Genomic DNA, 15,643 nt, shown 5'->3' with positions numbered 1-15,643 from the left:
GCGCGTCGAAGGGTGCCGGGCGGGCGGTCACGCCCCTCGGCACCGGACGGCGGGGGGTTGCCCCCGGGCCTCGGGGCCCGCGGGCTCTCAGGCGGCGACGGGCGCTCTGTGGGGGGCGACGACGCTGCCGTCAGGCAGCAGCAGACCCGTGTCCTCGAACAGCACCACGCCGTTGCAGAGGAGGCTCCAGCCCTGGTCGGGGTGGGCCGAGATCACGTGCGAACGCTCACGGTCGGGCGAGTCCGCACTGGGGCATACGGGAAAGTGACTGCACATCATCGCGCACCTCTCAGATGGCGCTCCTGCTTCCTGATGATCAAAAGGGCAACTGTCGCCCCGACGGCGTGCGAAGGTCCAGTGCGGCTTTGACCGGCTTCCTCGGCCGGCGGCGAACCTGTGTCTGGCGCATCTCCATCACATCCTTCAAGTTCAGTCGTCAGTGGTGGAACTCCGGCGTGTTCACCCAGTCTCGTGACCGGCACCGACAGTTTCAGCCGCTTCTGGGTTGTCGCCTGCTCTCATGTCCCTAACCATGCCCCCGTCCCCTTTCGGCACCCTTACATCTTGCTGACGGCGTGCCGTGGTTCCTGTCAAACAGCCTGCCGTACGGAGGAAAGTGCCCTACTAGGCATCATGCACATTTATCGAGAAGTCGGGTGTGCCGAGCGTCACAGCCGCCGTGACGTGCGGTAATACAACAAAGCGCGCATCCCGGGCAGGAATGCGCGCCGTGTCGAGGTGTCAGGCGGCGTAGGACGGGTACCCGTAGCCGACGACCTGGGACGTCGGGCGGACGCGCTCCTCCACCTTGCCGTTGCCGGTGTTGCCCTCGATCGTGGAGATCGTGCCGTCGCCGTTGTCCTTGACGACGAAGCCGACGTGCTGGATGTCGCTCAGGCTCTTGCTGCCGCTCCAGGAGAAGAAGACGACGGCGCCGGGCTTGGCCTCGGTGCCCCAGCGGCCGTTGGAGGCGAACCACTTGGCGTGCGAGACGGTGTAGGCGTCCCAGCCGACCTGCGGGCGGGCGCCGGTCTGCTCGCCGACCCAGGAGACGAACATCGAGCACCAGGCGGCGTTCACGTAGTCCTGGCGGCTGCCGCCGTCACGGGCGACGGTCTCGGCGGCGCGGGGCGAGCCGGCGTACCACTTCTGGAACTTGGTGCCGCCGCCGTTGGCGTCCTCGGAGACGCCGACCTGGGCGCGGGCGGTGGCCAGGACCTGGGCGGCGGTGACGTTCACCCTGCCCTGCGCGGAACCCTGCGCGGCCGACTCCTGCGCGGCGGTCTTGGCGGCCCGGTGGGCGGTCTCGGCGCTGACGGCGGCAGTGGCGCCCAGCGCGGTCACGGCGATGGTCGCGCCGAGAGCGAGCTTGGCGATGTTGGACGTGGTCATCATGGCGTGCTTGGCCATCGGGGGGTGCTCCTTTGCTCACCGTCCGCGCATGAGGCACGGCGGGTCACAGGTGTGAATCCTGCGATGGGTGATGACGACAGATCTGCGGGGGCGCCTCGACACGGCTGCCCTGCCGTCGCGTACAAACAGGCACAACAGCGCCCTGACCTGGGTAATTCCCACCCCAAGAAATCCCCACAGGACGCCTGTGCGCGGGCGGCTCAGGCCGCCCGCGCACAAACTGGACCCAACTGACTCTCGCCACGATGCCCAAGGCGAGACCTAGGTCGCAAGTCTGATGCACTTGCGAACTACTTGCAATAGTGTCCTCCAGAGATCTACTTCGAGAGGACGGATCCATGGGCGACTACACCCTTCCCGACATGCCCTACGACTACGGCGCGCTGGAGCCCGCCATCACCGGCGAGATCCTGGAGCTGCACCACGCCAGGCACCACGCCGCCTACGTCAAGGGCGCCAACGACACCCTCGACCGCCTGGCCGAGGCCCGCGCGGACGGCGACTTCGGCAACCTGGTGGGCCTGGAGAAGACGTTCGCGTTCAACCTGTCAGGCCACGTCCTGCACTCGATCTTCTGGGAGAACCTCTCGCCCGACGGCGGCGACCGCCCCGACGGCGCGCTCAGGGCCGCCATCGACGAGCATTTCGGCACGTTCGAGGCGTTCCAGAAGCAGCTCACCACGGCCACGGCGTCCGTCCAGGGGTCGGGGTGGGGCGTGCTGGCCTGGGAGCCGCTGAGCCGCAGGCTGGTGGTTGAGCAGATCTACGACCACCACGGGAACGTCGGAATGAACACCACGCCGCTTCTCGTGTTCGACGCGTGGGAGCACGCTTACTATCTGCAGTACCGCAACGTGCGTCCGGACTACGTCGAGAAACTGTGGGGCCTCGTCAACTGGGCGGATGTGGCCCGGAGGTTCGCTGACGTAACGAGTCAGGCGGGTTGACTTAAGTTCGCAACAATTTATCGGCCCCGCCTCTACTGGTCGGTTTACACAAATAGGTAAGCTGCCTGGCATGCGTGCGCCCTCCGGTTACCTTCTCGCCGCGCGCTATCGGCTCGTGGAGCCGGTTGGTCGCGGCGGCATGGGCACCGTTTGGCGGGCGCATGACGAGTTGCTCGACCGCGACGTGGCGGTGAAGGAAGTACGGCTGCCCACCGTCCTCGACGAGGAGCTGCGCGCCGAGTTGTGCGCCCGCACCGAGCGCGAGGGCAGGGCGACCGCGATGGTCGCCCATCCGTCGGTCATCACCGTCTTCGACGTCGTGACCGAGGACGACCGTCCCTGGATCGTGATGGAGCTGCTCCGGGCCAGGTCCCTGGAGCAGCTCATCCAGGAGCACGGACCGCTCCCCCCGCGCCGGGCCGCCGAGATCGGCCGGCAGATCCTCGGCGCGCTGCGGGCCGTCCACGCCAAGGGCATCCTCCACCGCGACGTGAAGCCGAGCAACGTGCTGGTGACCGAGGACCGCGCGGTGCTCACCGACTTCGGACTGGCCGCGCTCGAAGGCGACGTCTCCATCACCCAGGCGGGCATCGTCCTCGGGTCGGCCGGTTACATCGCGCCCGAGCGGGTTCTCGGCTCCAAGGCGAGCCCCGCGGGCGATCTGTGGTCGCTCGGCGCGACCCTCTACACCGCCGTCGAGGGCCGGGGGCTGCACGGTCGCCGTACGGCCGCCGCCGCGCTGGCCGCGCTGACCAGTGGCGAGCCGATCCCGATGAGCAAGGCGGGCCCGCTGGCGCCCGTTCTCGACGCGTTGCTCCGGATCGATCCACAAACCCGGCTCGACTCCGTACGGGCCTCGCTCATGCTGGCCCGGGTGGCCGCGGGCGGCTCGGCGGAGGAGCCGCTGGCCCCGCGCCGTCCCGTACGCCCGGTGCCCGTGAGCGCCTCACCCCCTTTCACGCGCAGGCCCGCGCATCGCGGGCTGCACAGGGCGGAGACCACCGCGGCCGCGCTGTCGGTCCCGCCGCCGCGCCAGGAGCGCAGGTCAGGTGAGGGGGTCCACCGGAGGCGGGTCGAACCGCGTCCGGCTCCGTCCACTTATGCCCGTTTCAAGTCGGCGGTGATAAAGTTGTTCCTTCCTCGGCGGTTCTGGCCAAGAGAACTTCGCAAGCGAGGGTAAAGCACTTCCCAAGCGAGAATCGATATCTTCTTCTCATGCCGGAACAGCAGACACGCCTGCTCGCGGAGCGCTACGAGCTCATCGCTCCGCTCGGCCGGGGCACGATGGGAACGGTGTGGCGCGCCCGCGACCGCGCGCTCGGGCGCGAGGTGGCGGTCAAAGAGATCCGCCAGGACCCGGGACTCACCGAGGACCAGCGGGCCGAGCTACGCGAGCGCATGGTGCGCGAAGGCCGCATCGCCTCGCGGATCAACCACCCGTCCGTCGCGGCCATCCATGACGTGCTCATCCAGGACGACAGCCCCTGGATCATCATGGAGCTCATCGAGGCCCGCTCGCTGGAGCAGGTGATCGAGGAGGAGGGGCCGCTGCCGCCGCGGCTCGTCGCCGAGATCGGCGTCGACCTGCTGGGCGCGCTGCGCGCCGCGCACTCCCAGGGCATCACGCACCGCGACGTCAAGCCGGGCAACGTGCTCATCACCGAGAGCGGCCGGGTGGTGCTGACGGACTTCGGCATCGCCAAGGCCGAGGGCGACTCGCGGCTCACCAAGACGGGCATGGTGATCGGCTCGCCCGGCTACACGGCCCCGGAACGCGCCAGAGGCGAGTACACCGGGCCGGAGTCGGACATCTGGTCACTGGGGGCGACGCTGTACTTCGCGGTCGAGGGGCGGCCGGCGTACGAGCGGTCCACGATCGCCGAGACGCTGGCCGCGCTGCTCAGCGAGAGCGCCGACCCGCCCACGCAGGCGGGGCAGCTCCGGCCGGTGCTGAACGGGCTGCTGAACAAGGACTACCGGCAGCGGCTCGGCGCCGCCAAGGCGGAGACCCTCATGCGGATGGTCGCCGACACGCCCACGAGCGAGATGCCCGCGCTCACGGCCGAAGACCTGATCGCGCAGGAGGCCGCGTTGCCCGACCCCTTCACCGGTTCCGGCCCTCGACGTCCCTCCGGGCCCCCACCAGGGGCCTCGGGCCCTCAGGGGCGCCCTTCCGGGGCGCCGGGGGCGTACGGGCCGGGCGCCACGCCCGGAGCGCCCACCTCGGGCCCGCAGCAGGCGCATCCCGTGGGGGCACGGCCTTCGCAGGGCGCTCGCCCGGCACAGCCGCCTCAGACCGGCGACGAGGAGGACTTCGACCCCGAGCGGACCGTCAGCGTCATGCGTCCCAAGGCGCCGTTCTCGCCGGGGCCCGAGCAGGGCGGTGGCCGTCCGCCGCAGCGCCCCGACGACGAGGGGACCGTCACCACCAGGCGCATCTCCGCCCCTCCCGGCGCTCCCGGCCAGCAGGTCTACCCGCCGACGCAGCAACCGCCGCGCCCGATGCCGCAGCAGGGCCCGGGACAGGGCGGACCGCAGCAGAGCGGGCCACAGCAGGGCCGACCTGGACAGAGCGGACCTGGACAGAGTGGACCTGGACAGGGCCGCCCGGGGCAGCCCGTACCGCACCAGAGCGGCCCGCATCAGGGGCAGGGCCTCGGCACCGACCTGTTCGCCATCGCCGGGCAGCCCGAGAAGCCGCCCGCGGGCAACCGCAACGGCATGCTGGTGCTCATGGCCGTGGCCGCCGCCGCGGCGGTCGTGATCGCCGTCCTCATCGTGGCGCTCATCTCCAGCTGAACGCGCTCACCCCGGTACGCCGGCCCGCCCCCGCGCGGGACGGGCCGGCGCCCGGACTGCTCGGACTGATCGCACAGCCGTGGGACAGACTGGAGTCATGAGCGAGTTCAGAATCGAACATGACTCGATGGGCGAGGTCCGCGTGCCGGCGGGAGCGCGGTGGCGGGCCCAGACCCAGCGGGCGGTGGAGAACTTCCCGATCTCGGGGCGGCCGCTCGAACCGTCCCACATCGCCGCGCTGGGCCTGATCAAGGCGGTCGCCGCCGAGGTCAACGGCGAGCTGGGCGTGATCGACAAGGATCTGGCCGAGGCCGTCGCGCAGGCCGCCGCCGACGTGGCCGACAACGAGCACGACGCCCACTTCCCCATCGACGTCTTCCAGACCGGCTCCGGCACCTCGTCCAACATGAACGCCAACGAGGTGATCGCGACGCTGGCCGAGGAGCGGCTGGGTCGTCCCGTGCACCCCAACGACCACGTGAACGCCTCCCAGTCGTCCAACGACGTCTTCCCGACCTCGATCCACGTGGCGGCCGCGGTCGAGGTGACCTTCCACCTGCTGCCCTCGCTCACGCACCTGGCCGAGACGCTGCACGCCAAGGCGGCCGAGTTCGCGCAGGTGGTCAAGTCGGGCAGGACCCATCTGATGGACGCCACGCCGGTGACCCTGGGCCAGGAGTTCGGCGGGTACGCCGCCCAGGTCGACCACGGCGGCACCCGCGTCCGCACGGCGCTGAACCACGTCCTGGAACTGCCCCTGGGCGGGACGGCGGTCGGCACGGGCATCAACACCCCGCCTGGCTTCGCGGAACGGGCGATCGCGAAGCTGGGCGAGGCGACCGGCATCCCCTTCCGCGAGGCCGCGGACCACTTCGAGGCCCAGGGCGCGCAGGACTCCATCGTGGAGCTGTCCGGGCAGCTCAAGGTGGTGGCCGTGTCGCTCAACAAGATCGCGAACGACCTGCGCTGGATGGGCTCCGGCCCGCGCGCCGGGCTCGGCGAGATCAACCTGCCGGACCTCCAGCCGGGCTCGTCCATCATGCCGGGCAAGGTCAATCCGGTGATCCCCGAGGCCGCGGCCATGGTCGCGGCCCAGGTCATCGGCAACGACGCGGCGATCACCTTCGCCGGGGCCTCGGGCAGCTTCGAGCTGAACGTGCAGCTCCCGGTCATCGCCCGCAACATCCTGGAGTCGATCAGGCTGCTGGCGAACGTGTCCCGGCTGCTGGCCGACCGCTGCGTCGCCGGCATCACGGCCAACGTCGACCGGCTGCGCGAGTACGCCGAGTCCTCCCCCTCGATCGTCACCCCGCTCAACCGGCACGTCGGCTACGAGGAGGCGGCCAAGATAGCCAAGCAGGCGCTGGCCGAACGCAAGACCATCCGGGAGGTCGTCGTCGAACGCGGCCACGTGGCCGCCGGCACCCTGACCGAGGAGCAGCTCGACGCCGCGCTCGACGTGCTGTCCATGACCCGCCCGCCGACCGGAGAGTGATCCACATAGGCGGGCCCACATCTATGTCGCCCGCACCCATGCGTCCCGGCGCGGCGACCGCCTAGGGTTCGGAGTATGGCGAAGGAGCTGACTGGGCGGACCGCGCTGGTGACGGGGGCTGGGGGCGGCATCGGCGCCGCCTGCGCCCGGCGACTGGCCGCCGCGGGGGCCAAGGTACTGGTGGTCGACAGGCAGGGCGAGGCGGCCGGGAAGGTGGCCGCGGAGGTCGGCGGGATCGCGGTGGTGGCCGATCTGAGCGATCCGGCCTTCGCCGGGTCGCTGCCCGACGAGCCGGTGGACATCGTGGTGAACAACGCCGGGTTCCAGCACGTCGCGCCGGTCGAGGACTTCCCGCCGGAGGTGTTCTCCGCCATGATGCGGGTGATGGTGGAGGCTCCGTTCCTGATCGCGCGGCGGGTGCTGCCCGGCATGTACGCCCGGGGCTGGGGGCGGTTCGTGAACATGTCGTCGGTGCACGGGTTGCGGGCCTCGCCGTACAAGTCGGCGTACACGACGGCCAAGCACGCGCTGGAGGGGTTCTCCAAGGTCGTCGCGCTGGAGGGGGCGGCCCACGGGGTGACCTCCAACTGCGTGTGCCCGGCGTACGTGCGCACCGCGCTGGTCGAGACGCAGATCGACGACCAGGCCCGGGTGCACGGCATCGGCAGCGACGAGGTCGTCGAGAACATCATGCTCCAGCCTGCCGCGATCAAGCGGCTCATCGAGCCGGAGGAGGTCGCCGAACTGGTCGCCTACCTCTGCGGCCCCCACGGCTCCTTCATCACCGGCACCTCCCTCCCCGTAGACGGCGGCTGGACGGCCCACTAGTGAGCACCCCCTTTCTGGAGTTGTTGGCGCGGGAAGCGTCGGCCGTCGAGTTCGAGGGGCCGATCGTGGAGGCCAGGGCGCAGGGCGCCGATCCGGCCACGATCGAGGAGCTGGAGCAGGCCAAGGTCGAGGCGTTGAAGGTCAGGGCGCTGCTCAGGCGGCGGGCCAGGCGGGAGGCCGAGCTGTCGGCGCTCTACGACACGGCCGGCGACCTGGCCGCGCTGCGCGACCTCGACGCCGTGCTCGAAGCCATCGTCCACCGGGCCAGGCAGCTGCTGGCGACCGACATCGCGTACATGACGCTGCACGACCCCGAGCAGGGCGACACGTACATGCGGGTCACCGACGGGTCGATCTCGGCCAAGTTCAGGGCCCTCCGGCTGGCCATGGGCGCCGGGCTGGGCGGGCTGGTCGCGCAGACGGCCACCCCGTACGCGACCGCCGACTACTTCGCCGACGCCAGGTTCCGGCACAAGGGGCACATCGACGAGGCCGTCAAGGAGGAGGGCCTGGTCGCGATCCTCGGGGTGCCGCTGCGGCTGGGCCAGCGGGTGATCGGCGTGCTCATGGCGGCCAACCGCAGCGCCAGGCCCTTCCACCAGGAGGAGGTCTCGCTGCTGGCGAGCCTGGCCGCGCACGCCGCCGTCGCCATCGACAACGCCCGGCTGCTCCAGGAGACCAGGAACGCCCTGGAGGAGCTCTCGCAAGCCCACAGGACGGCAAGGGCGCACGGCGAGGCCGTCGAGCGGGCCGCGCTGGCCCATGACCGGATGACCTCGCTGGTGCTGCGGGGCGGCGGCATCGAGGACGTCGCCGCCGTGGTGACCGAGGTGCTCGGCGGTTCGCTGGCCGTGCTCGACGACCTGGGCCGGCCGATCACGGGCGACGTGGGCGAGCTGGACGCGGGGGTGTTCGAGGCGGCGCAGGCGTCCAGGGCGCTGGGACGTACCGTGCGCAGGGGCGACCTGCTGATCGCGTCGGTGGACGTCGGCGGCGAGCCGTTGTGCACGCTCATCCTGCGCAGCGACGACGCCGACGAACGCATCCTGGAACGGGCGGCGCTGGTGTGCGCGCTGCTGCTGCTGTTCAGGCGGAGCGTGGCCGAGGCCGAGGGCCGGGTCAGGGGCGAGCTGCTGGAGGACCTGATCTCGCGCCCGGACTCGCCCGGCCTGGCCGACCGGGCCCGGCGGCTCGGCGTGGACCTGCGGGCGCCGCACGTCGTGGTGGTGGCCAGGCACGGCGGCCAGCGGGAGCGGGCGGCGTTCTGGGCCTCCTCGCACGCCACGGTCCGGCACGGGCTGGCGGCGGGGCGCGGCGAGGAGGTGGTGCTGCTGCTGCCGGGCGTCGACGCGGGCGGCCTCGCCCAGCGGGTGGCGGCCGAGCTGAGCGCGTCCCTGCACAGCCCGGCGACGGCGGGCGCCTCCCCGGCCCGGCTCCCCGCCCCCTCCGCGGGAGAGGCGCCGGGAGACGGGACGGCGGGGGCGCGGGACGTCGCGGAGGCGTACCAGGAGGCGCGGCGGTGCGCCGAGGCGCTGATCGCGCTCGGCCGGGCCGGCGACGGCGCGAGCCCCGCCGAGCTGGGCTTCGTCGGCCTGCTCGTGGGCGACGGCCGCGACGTGCGCGGCTTTGTCGGCCGCGTGCTCGGCGCGGTGCTCGACTACGACGCCCGCCGCGGCACCGCGCTCGCCGACACCCTGTCGGCCTACTTCGGCACGGGCGGCTCGCCCTCCCGTACGGCCGAGGCCATGCACATCCACGTCAACACCGTCACGCAACGCCTCGACCGGATCGGCAGGCTGCTCGGCGACGGCTGGCTGGAGCCCGAACGCGCGCTGGAGATCCAGCTCGCGCTCCGCCTGCACAAGCTCGGCCACACATCCTCGCCACAGACTGTGGGTCCCGACCCCATATGAGTGACACCGGTCACTCTTTACCGTGACCGGCATGGCAACTTCCATCAAGAGGATCGTCGCCGCGAGCCTGATCGGCACCACCATCGAGTGGTACGACTTCTTCCTGTACGGCTCGGCAGCCGCTCTCGTGTTCAACAAACTCTTCTTCCCCGAGTCCGACCCCCTGACCGGCACGCTGCTGTCGTTCCTCACCTACGCCGTGGGATTCGTCGCCCGCCCGCTCGGCGGCCTGGTCTTCGGCCACTTCGGCGACCGGCTGGGCCGCAAGACCCTGCTGGTGGTCAGCCTGCTGATGATGGGCGCCGCCACGTTCCTGATCGGCTGCCTGCCGACGTACGCCACGCTCGGCTCGTCGGCGGCGCTGCTGCTGACCGCGCTCCGGCTCGTGCAGGGCTTCGCGCTCGGCGGCGAGTGGGGCGGCGCGGTGCTGATCGTGTCCGAGCACGGCGACACCGCCCGCCGCGGCTTCTGGGCCTCCTGGCCGCAGGCGGGCGCGCCCGGCGGGAACCTGCTGGCCACCGGCGTGCTGGCGGTGCTGGCCGCCTGGCAGTCCGACGAGGCGTTCCTGTCGTGGGGCTGGCGGGTCCCGTTCCTGCTGTCGGGCGTGCTGGTGATGGTCGGGTTGTGGATCCGGCTGACGATCAGCGAGTCGCCGGTGTTCCGGCAGGCCGAGCCGGAGCCGACCGCGCCGATCATGGGCGTGCTGCGGCACCACCGGAAGGACGTGCTCACCGCCATCGGCGCCCGCCTGGCCGAGAACATCTCGTTCTACCTGCTGACCGTGTTCGTCATCACGTACGCGAAGAACGCCAAGATCGACAACTCGACGGTGCTGAGCGCGGTGCTGGTCGCCTCGGCGGTCCACTTCGTCACGATCCCGATGTGGGGCGCACTGTCGGACCGGCTCGGCCGCCGCCCGATCTACCTGGCCGGAGCAGCCGGCATCGGCGTGTGGATCTTCGCCTTCTTCCCGCTGGTGGACACCGGCAACTTCCTGGCGATCACCCTCGCGGTCACCGTCGGCCTGCTCTTCCACGGCATGATGTACGGCCCGCAGGCGGCCTTCTTCGCCGAGCTGTTCGGCACCCGGACGCGCTACACCGGCGTGTCGATCGGCGCCCAGCTGTCGGCCATCGTGGCCGGCGCGCTGGCCCCGCTCATCGCGGTGGCGCTGCTGAAGAGCTACTCCAGCAGTGTGCCCATCTCCGTCTACCTTGGCCTGGCGGCGGTGCTCACGCTGGTCGCCGTCTACACCGCCCGCGAGACCCAGGGACGCGACCTGGCCGAGAGGATGCACGTGCGATGAAGGTCACCACCCCCCGCCTCACGCAGCACGTCCTGACCGTCGAGGGCAGGACGTCCGGCGAGCCCGTGCTGTTCGTGCACGGCAACGTCTCCTCCGGCGCGTTCTGGCGCGACAGCATGGCCGCGCTGCCCGACGGCTACCGCCCGCTCGCCCCCGACCTGCGCGGCTTCGGCGACACCGACCCCCAGCCGGTGGACGCCACCCGGGGCCTGCGCGACTTCTCCGACGACCTGGTCGAGCTGACCGAGGCGCTCGGGCTCGACGGCGTGCACCTGGTCGGCTGGAGCCTCGGCGGCGGCGTCGTCCTGCAGTTCCTGCGCGACCGTCCGGCGCTGGTCAGGAGCGTCACGCTGGTCAACCCGATCTCCCCGTACGGCTTCGGCGGCACCGAGGGCCCGGACGGCACGCTCACCCACCCCGACGGCGCGGGATCGGGAGCCGGGGCGGCGAACCCCGACTTCGTGGCCCGCCTGCAGGCCGGCGACCTGTCCGAGGAGTCCCCCACCTCCCCCCGCAACGTGCTGCGCTCCGGCTACGTCAAGCACCCCGAGATCCCCGACGAGGACTTCTACCTGCGGTCGATGCTCACCACCCGGGTGGACGAGGCCAACTACCCGGGTGACGCCGCCACCTCCCCCGCGTGGCCGGGCGTGGCCCCCGGCAAGCAGGGGGTGCTCAACGCGTGCGCCCCCACCCACTTCCGCCTGGACGACCTGCACGAGATCGACTCCAGGCCGCCCGTCCTGTGGATCAGGGGCGCCGACGACGTGATCGTCTCCGACACCTCCCTGTTCGACCTGGCCCACCTGGGCGCGATCGGCGTCGTGCCCGGCTCCCCCGGCACGCCGGCCCAGCCGATGGTGACCCAGACCAGGGCGGTCCTCGACCGCTACGGCCGCTATCGCGAGGTCGTGCTGGACGACTGCGGCCACAGCCCGCACCTGGAGCGGCCCGTAGAGTTCCGCCGCCTGCTGGCCGAGCACCTGGAGGAGGCCTGATGTTCGTCGCCCTCACCCTCGTGGCGAGCCTGCTCACCGCCCCCGTCGCGCACGAGCTGACCGTGCCCGGGGCGGAGAAGCTGGTCAGCGCCACCCTCGACGACCTCACCACGGCCGGCACCACGCCGACCGGCCACACCGACCCGGCCGACTGGGCCGGCCTGCACTCCAAGGCCACCGTCAACCCGACCGGCGTGCCCGGCACGCAGCTCGACGGCTACTTCCCCGACACCTCGACCGGCAACGCCACGCACGGCTGGAACCACGACTCCCAGTTCGTGATCAGGCTCCCCGACCGCTGGAACGGCGGCCTGGTCGTCAGCGGCACGCCGGGCAACCGGGAGCAGTACGCCAACGACTACACGATCTCCGACTGGGTCCTGTCCAAGGGCTACGCGTTCGCCGCCACCGACAAGGGCAACGTGGGCGTGACCTTCTACCAGGACGGCCGCCGCCCCGGCGACGCCATCGCCGAGTGGAACGACCGCGTCACCCAGCTCACCGTGGCCGCCAGGTCGGTCGTCCGGCAGCGGTACGGCCGCCCGCCCGCCCGTACGTTCATGGCCGGCCTGTCCAACGGCGGTTACCTGGTCAGGTGGCAGCTGGAGAACCGCGCCTGGCTCTACGACGGCGGCGTGGACTGGGAGGGCACGCTCTTCCGGGTCAAGGGCGACAACCTGCTGAACTTCCTGCCGCCCGCGCTGAAGGCGTACCCCGACGAGGCGGGCGTGCGGGCGGCCGGGTTCGCGGCGGGGTCGGAGTTCCTGTGGCCCTTCCACCGGCAGTACTACTGGGAGCTCACCCAGCAGCTCTACCAGAAGGAGCTGGACCCGTCGTACACGGGCGCGCCGGCCGACTACGACTACGACGCGCGCAGGCCGTACGCCGCGATGGCCAGGATCGGGCTGACCGGCAGGATCACCAAGCCGCTGATCACGATCCACGGGACCCTCGACACGCTGCTGCCGATCTCCCGCGACTCCGACGTCTACGCCGAGATGGTGGGCCCGCGCCGCCCGTTCCGCTACCACCGGATCGAGGGCGGCAACCACCTCGACAGCCTCGTCGACGTCTACCCCGACCGGCTCAGGCCCATGCTCCCGGCCTTCAGGGACGCCTTCCAGGAGCTGGAGGACTGGGTCACTCCTTGAGGTAGCGATGCCTGCCCGCGCGCGCCCAGCGCACGATGTGCCGCGCCCCGGGCAGGCGCCTGCCGAGGCGGTGGAGCACGGTGTCGTGGCCCATGGGCGAGCGCCGCCGGGGTTCGACCGCGACGGCCGGGCGCGTCTCGACCCGGCCCCGGCGCACCTGGAGCCCGAACCGCAGCCCGGTCTCCTCGTCGGCCGAGCGCAGCGACGACAGCCAGGCGCCCGGACCGAGGTGGTCATCGCCCGAGATGTGCCGCTTGACCGGGATCTTGGCGACGAGCTGGCCGGCGAGCTTGCCCGGCACCCCGGCCTCGACCAGCGCGGGCGCGCACACCTCGCGTTCGCGGCGGCCGGTGCTGCGCAGCACCAGCTCCAGGGGCGGCCCGCCGCTCGGCGGCACGTACGGGACCGGCAGCACGACGTACACGTGACCGTCGAGCTGGCGGACGGTCACCCCCGGCGACACCAGCGCGATCGACTCCGAGAACGAGCGCGGCTCGACGGCGAGCCCCAGCTCCCCCTTGTCCGACCAGCACGGCACCACCAGCCGCATCCTGGGCCGCTGCGCCAGCACGCCCAGGCAGTTGAGCGGCCCCTCGGCCCGGCCGACCCGGCTCCTGGCCTGGTTGGCGCCGCTGAACATACGGACGTGCACCTCCCACTGCCCCGGGCTGAGCGGGCGGCCCATCGCCGCGCTGGTCACGTCCAGCCGGGCCTCGCCCCTGATCTGCACGCGGACCCGGCGGCGGCCGTCGGGCCCGCGCTCGACGTGCTGGTTGATCGGCAGGAAGTGCACCACGCCGGTCCCGCTGTGCCGGATGTAGACGTCCACGCGGGCCCGCTCGACGTCGGAGGTGATGTCGGTGACGTCGTCGGACAGCAGCCTGGTGTCGATCGAACGCGGCGGGATCCAGTGCAGGCGCTCGCCGTCCACGCGGTACCGGTCGGGCAGGCCGTCGCCGGACATGACCTCCACGGTCAGGCCGAGCACCAGGATGTGGGCGTCCCAGCGCATCTCGGTGAGCTCGGCGCGCAGGCCCGCGCGCTTGGAGGAGTTGGCCAGCATGACGATCTGGTCCAGGCGTCCGCTCCTGACGAAGGCGGCCACCGCCCGCATCTGGACGGGCAGGTAGCGGTCGACCCGCTCGGGGAAACGCTCGCCGATCAGCTCCTGCACGACCCGGAAGTGCATGCCCCGGTCCACCGAGGAGTCGGCGAACCTGGCGGTCAGCAGCGGCCTGAGCACGGCGGAGCGGAACCAGTAGGCGTACATGCGGTCGCGCTGGCGGCCGGCGCCGACGTAGGTGTCGATGTCGGTGAGCAGCGTGCCCAGCCCGGCCACGATCACCCGGGGGTCCTCCTCGGCCGCCTCGGGCCGCGGTCCGAGCTGGCAGCAGACGTCCTCGGCCAGTACGGCGATCACCTTGGCGTGCAGGTACGCCCGCATCACGAACGCCTGCTCGGCCAGCCTGCCGCCGGGCATGGCGAAGCCCAGCTCGTGCTCCTCCAGGAAGGCCCGGCGGTAGAGCTGCTGGGGGACGAGCAGCGTCATCAGGCGCTCGCGCAGGATGTCGGCGCGGGCCGTGCTGCGCTCGAACGCCACCATGGGCGGCCCGTAGTCACGGGCCAGCCGGCCGATCAGCACGTCGGCGTCGGTCTCGACCGCGCGCTCGTGCATGCGGGCCAGGGCGTCGCGCGCCAGCCGGTCGGACTGGTCGAGGAAGTAGACGTAATCGCCCTCCGCCGCGGCCACGCCCATGTTGCGGCCCCGCGACGGCGACCCGGTGTGCGGCAGGTGCAGCACGCGGACGTTCTCGCGGAGATCGGCGATGGTGTCCAGGCGGGCCCCGATGCCGTCCGTGGAGCCGTCGTCCACGAAGATCACTTCGTAGTCGGCGGCCGGCAGCGTCTGCTCCAGCGCGGAGCGGATGCACGCGTCCGCGGTGTCACCCGGGTTGTGGACATTGATGATCACACTGACCTTCGCACCCATGCGGCCAGCGTGCGCCGCTCATACACGATCGGGTGAGACGGCTTGCCGATTACAGGAGGAAAGTTGACCTGTTAGTACCATCCTGTGGACTGTGAGTGGCCCCAGGCGCCGCAGGGCGTGCCGTAGCGGCCCTTGATGTAGCCGAGGCCCCACGCGATCTGGGTGGCGGCATTGGTCTGCCAGTCGCCGCCCGCGCTGGCCATCTTGCTGCCGGGCAGGGCCTGTGGGATGCCGTACGCGCCGGAGTAGCGGTTCATCGCCCGCTCGTTCCAGCCGCTCTCCTTCTGCCACAGCAGCTCCAGGCAGCCCCACTGGTCGGCGCCCCAGCCCTTGGCGGCGAGCAACGACTTGGCGACGGCCTTGTTGCTGCCGGGCGAGGGGTTGCTGCCCGGCGGGAAGTTCGCGGGCGGGAAGCCGTTGCCGCCCGGCGCCTTCTTGGGCACGACCCAGTTGAGCTTCTTGGTGCCGGTGCGGCCTTTCTTGAGCTGGTCGGCCCGGAACGCCTGCTCGGCGGCGTTCTTCAGGGCGTCGGTCTCGGGGTCGGGGGCGAACAGGTCGCCTCCGGCGAGCGCGCCCAGCTGCTCGGCCGTGAACGGGTCGACCGGCGGCCTGTTGGCATTGTCGACGGCGCGATAGGCGACGTAACCGCCACCGCCCACGACCACCACCAGCGACACGACCGTGACGGCGACGCGCTTGGGGGTGAAACGCGAAGGCCGGCGGCGCGCCGAGCGAAGGTCATCCTTCGGGGGGCGCTCACTCAACTGCGGACCGGGGCTCACGATCCATGAGCTTGCCCTGTC

The 15,643-nt window shown here is 71.5% G+C and carries 13 protein-coding genes; 9 read left to right on the top strand and 4 right to left on the bottom strand.

What is annotated here, in order from left to right; translation table 11 throughout:
• Positions 1–87: 87 nt before the first annotated feature.
• The gene (locus tag ABZ815_RS30935; RefSeq protein WP_352327892.1) at positions 88–276 is read right to left on the bottom strand and encodes a DUF5999 family protein; all 189 of its coding nucleotides are present in this window, start codon (positions 274–276) and stop codon (positions 88–90) included.
• A gap of 465 nt (positions 277–741) precedes the next feature.
• Positions 742–1,410: a CHAP domain-containing protein gene (locus tag ABZ815_RS30930; RefSeq protein ID WP_357704097.1), complete on the bottom strand. Its 669-nt coding sequence runs from the start codon at positions 1,408–1,410 to the stop codon at positions 742–744.
• 341 nt (positions 1,411–1,751) lie between these two features.
• Between ABZ815_RS30930 and ABZ815_RS30925 the strand changes: the two genes are divergently transcribed.
• From ABZ815_RS30925 to ABZ815_RS30885, 9 genes are all read left to right on the top strand, one after another.
• Positions 1,752–2,360, top strand: coding sequence for a superoxide dismutase (locus tag ABZ815_RS30925; protein ID WP_357704095.1), 609 nt, complete (start codon positions 1,752–1,754; stop codon positions 2,358–2,360).
• Positions 2,361–2,430: 70 nt separating this feature from the next.
• A complete protein-coding gene (locus ABZ815_RS30920) occupies positions 2,431–3,540 on the top strand; it encodes a serine/threonine-protein kinase (RefSeq protein WP_357704093.1) in 1,110 nt (369 codons plus the stop codon).
• 35 nt (positions 3,541–3,575) lie between these two features.
• On the top strand, positions 3,576–5,159 hold the full coding sequence (locus ABZ815_RS30915; RefSeq protein WP_357704091.1) for a protein kinase: 1,584 nt from the start codon (positions 3,576–3,578) through the stop codon (positions 5,157–5,159).
• A 97-nt stretch (positions 5,160–5,256) separates the two neighbouring features.
• Positions 5,257–6,654, top strand: coding sequence for a class II fumarate hydratase (locus tag ABZ815_RS30910; RefSeq protein ID WP_357704089.1), 1,398 nt, complete (start codon positions 5,257–5,259; stop codon positions 6,652–6,654).
• A 75-nt stretch (positions 6,655–6,729) separates the two neighbouring features.
• Entirely contained in the window at positions 6,730–7,482 is a 753-nt protein-coding gene (locus tag ABZ815_RS30905; protein ID WP_357704087.1) for a 3-hydroxybutyrate dehydrogenase, read from the top strand.
• Positions 7,482–9,395 (top strand): GAF domain-containing protein, encoded by a 1,914-nt coding sequence (locus tag ABZ815_RS30900; protein ID WP_357704085.1) that lies wholly within the window; start codon positions 7,482–7,484, stop codon positions 9,393–9,395. Before ABZ815_RS30905 ends, ABZ815_RS30900 begins: the two co-directional genes overlap by 1 nt.
• 31 nt (positions 9,396–9,426) lie before the next feature.
• On the top strand, positions 9,427–10,701 hold the full coding sequence (locus ABZ815_RS30895; RefSeq protein ID WP_357704083.1) for an MFS transporter: 1,275 nt from the start codon (positions 9,427–9,429) through the stop codon (positions 10,699–10,701).
• Complete coding sequence (locus ABZ815_RS30890; protein ID WP_357704081.1) at positions 10,698–11,699, top strand: alpha/beta hydrolase; 1,002 nt, start codon at positions 10,698–10,700, stop codon at positions 11,697–11,699. Before ABZ815_RS30895 ends, ABZ815_RS30890 begins: the two co-directional genes overlap by 4 nt.
• The gene (locus ABZ815_RS30885) at positions 11,699–12,850 is read left to right on the top strand and encodes a tannase/feruloyl esterase family alpha/beta hydrolase (RefSeq protein ID WP_357704079.1); all 1,152 of its coding nucleotides are present in this window, start codon (positions 11,699–11,701) and stop codon (positions 12,848–12,850) included. The genes ABZ815_RS30890 and ABZ815_RS30885 overlap by 1 nt, the downstream gene beginning before the upstream one ends.
• On the opposite strand, the gene ABZ815_RS30880 is transcribed toward ABZ815_RS30885, so the two are convergent.
• Together ABZ815_RS30880 and ABZ815_RS30875 are read right to left on the bottom strand one after the other, a co-directional pair.
• A complete protein-coding gene (locus tag ABZ815_RS30880; protein ID WP_357704077.1) occupies positions 12,840–14,840 on the bottom strand; it encodes a glycosyltransferase family 2 protein in 2,001 nt (666 codons plus the stop codon). The genes ABZ815_RS30885 and ABZ815_RS30880 overlap by 11 nt on opposite strands.
• A gap of 71 nt (positions 14,841–14,911) precedes the next feature.
• On the bottom strand, positions 14,912–15,511 hold the full coding sequence (locus ABZ815_RS30875) for a lytic transglycosylase domain-containing protein (protein ID WP_357704326.1): 600 nt from the start codon (positions 15,509–15,511) through the stop codon (positions 14,912–14,914).
• Positions 15,512–15,643 lie beyond the last annotated feature (132 nt).

The sequence above is a fragment of the Nonomuraea sp. NPDC047529 genome (assembly GCF_040642995.1).
Lineage (GTDB): Bacteria > Actinomycetota > Actinomycetes > Streptosporangiales > Streptosporangiaceae > Nonomuraea.
The sequence above is the reverse complement of the archived record's forward strand: the minus strand, read 5'-3'. Positions and strand labels throughout refer to the sequence as shown.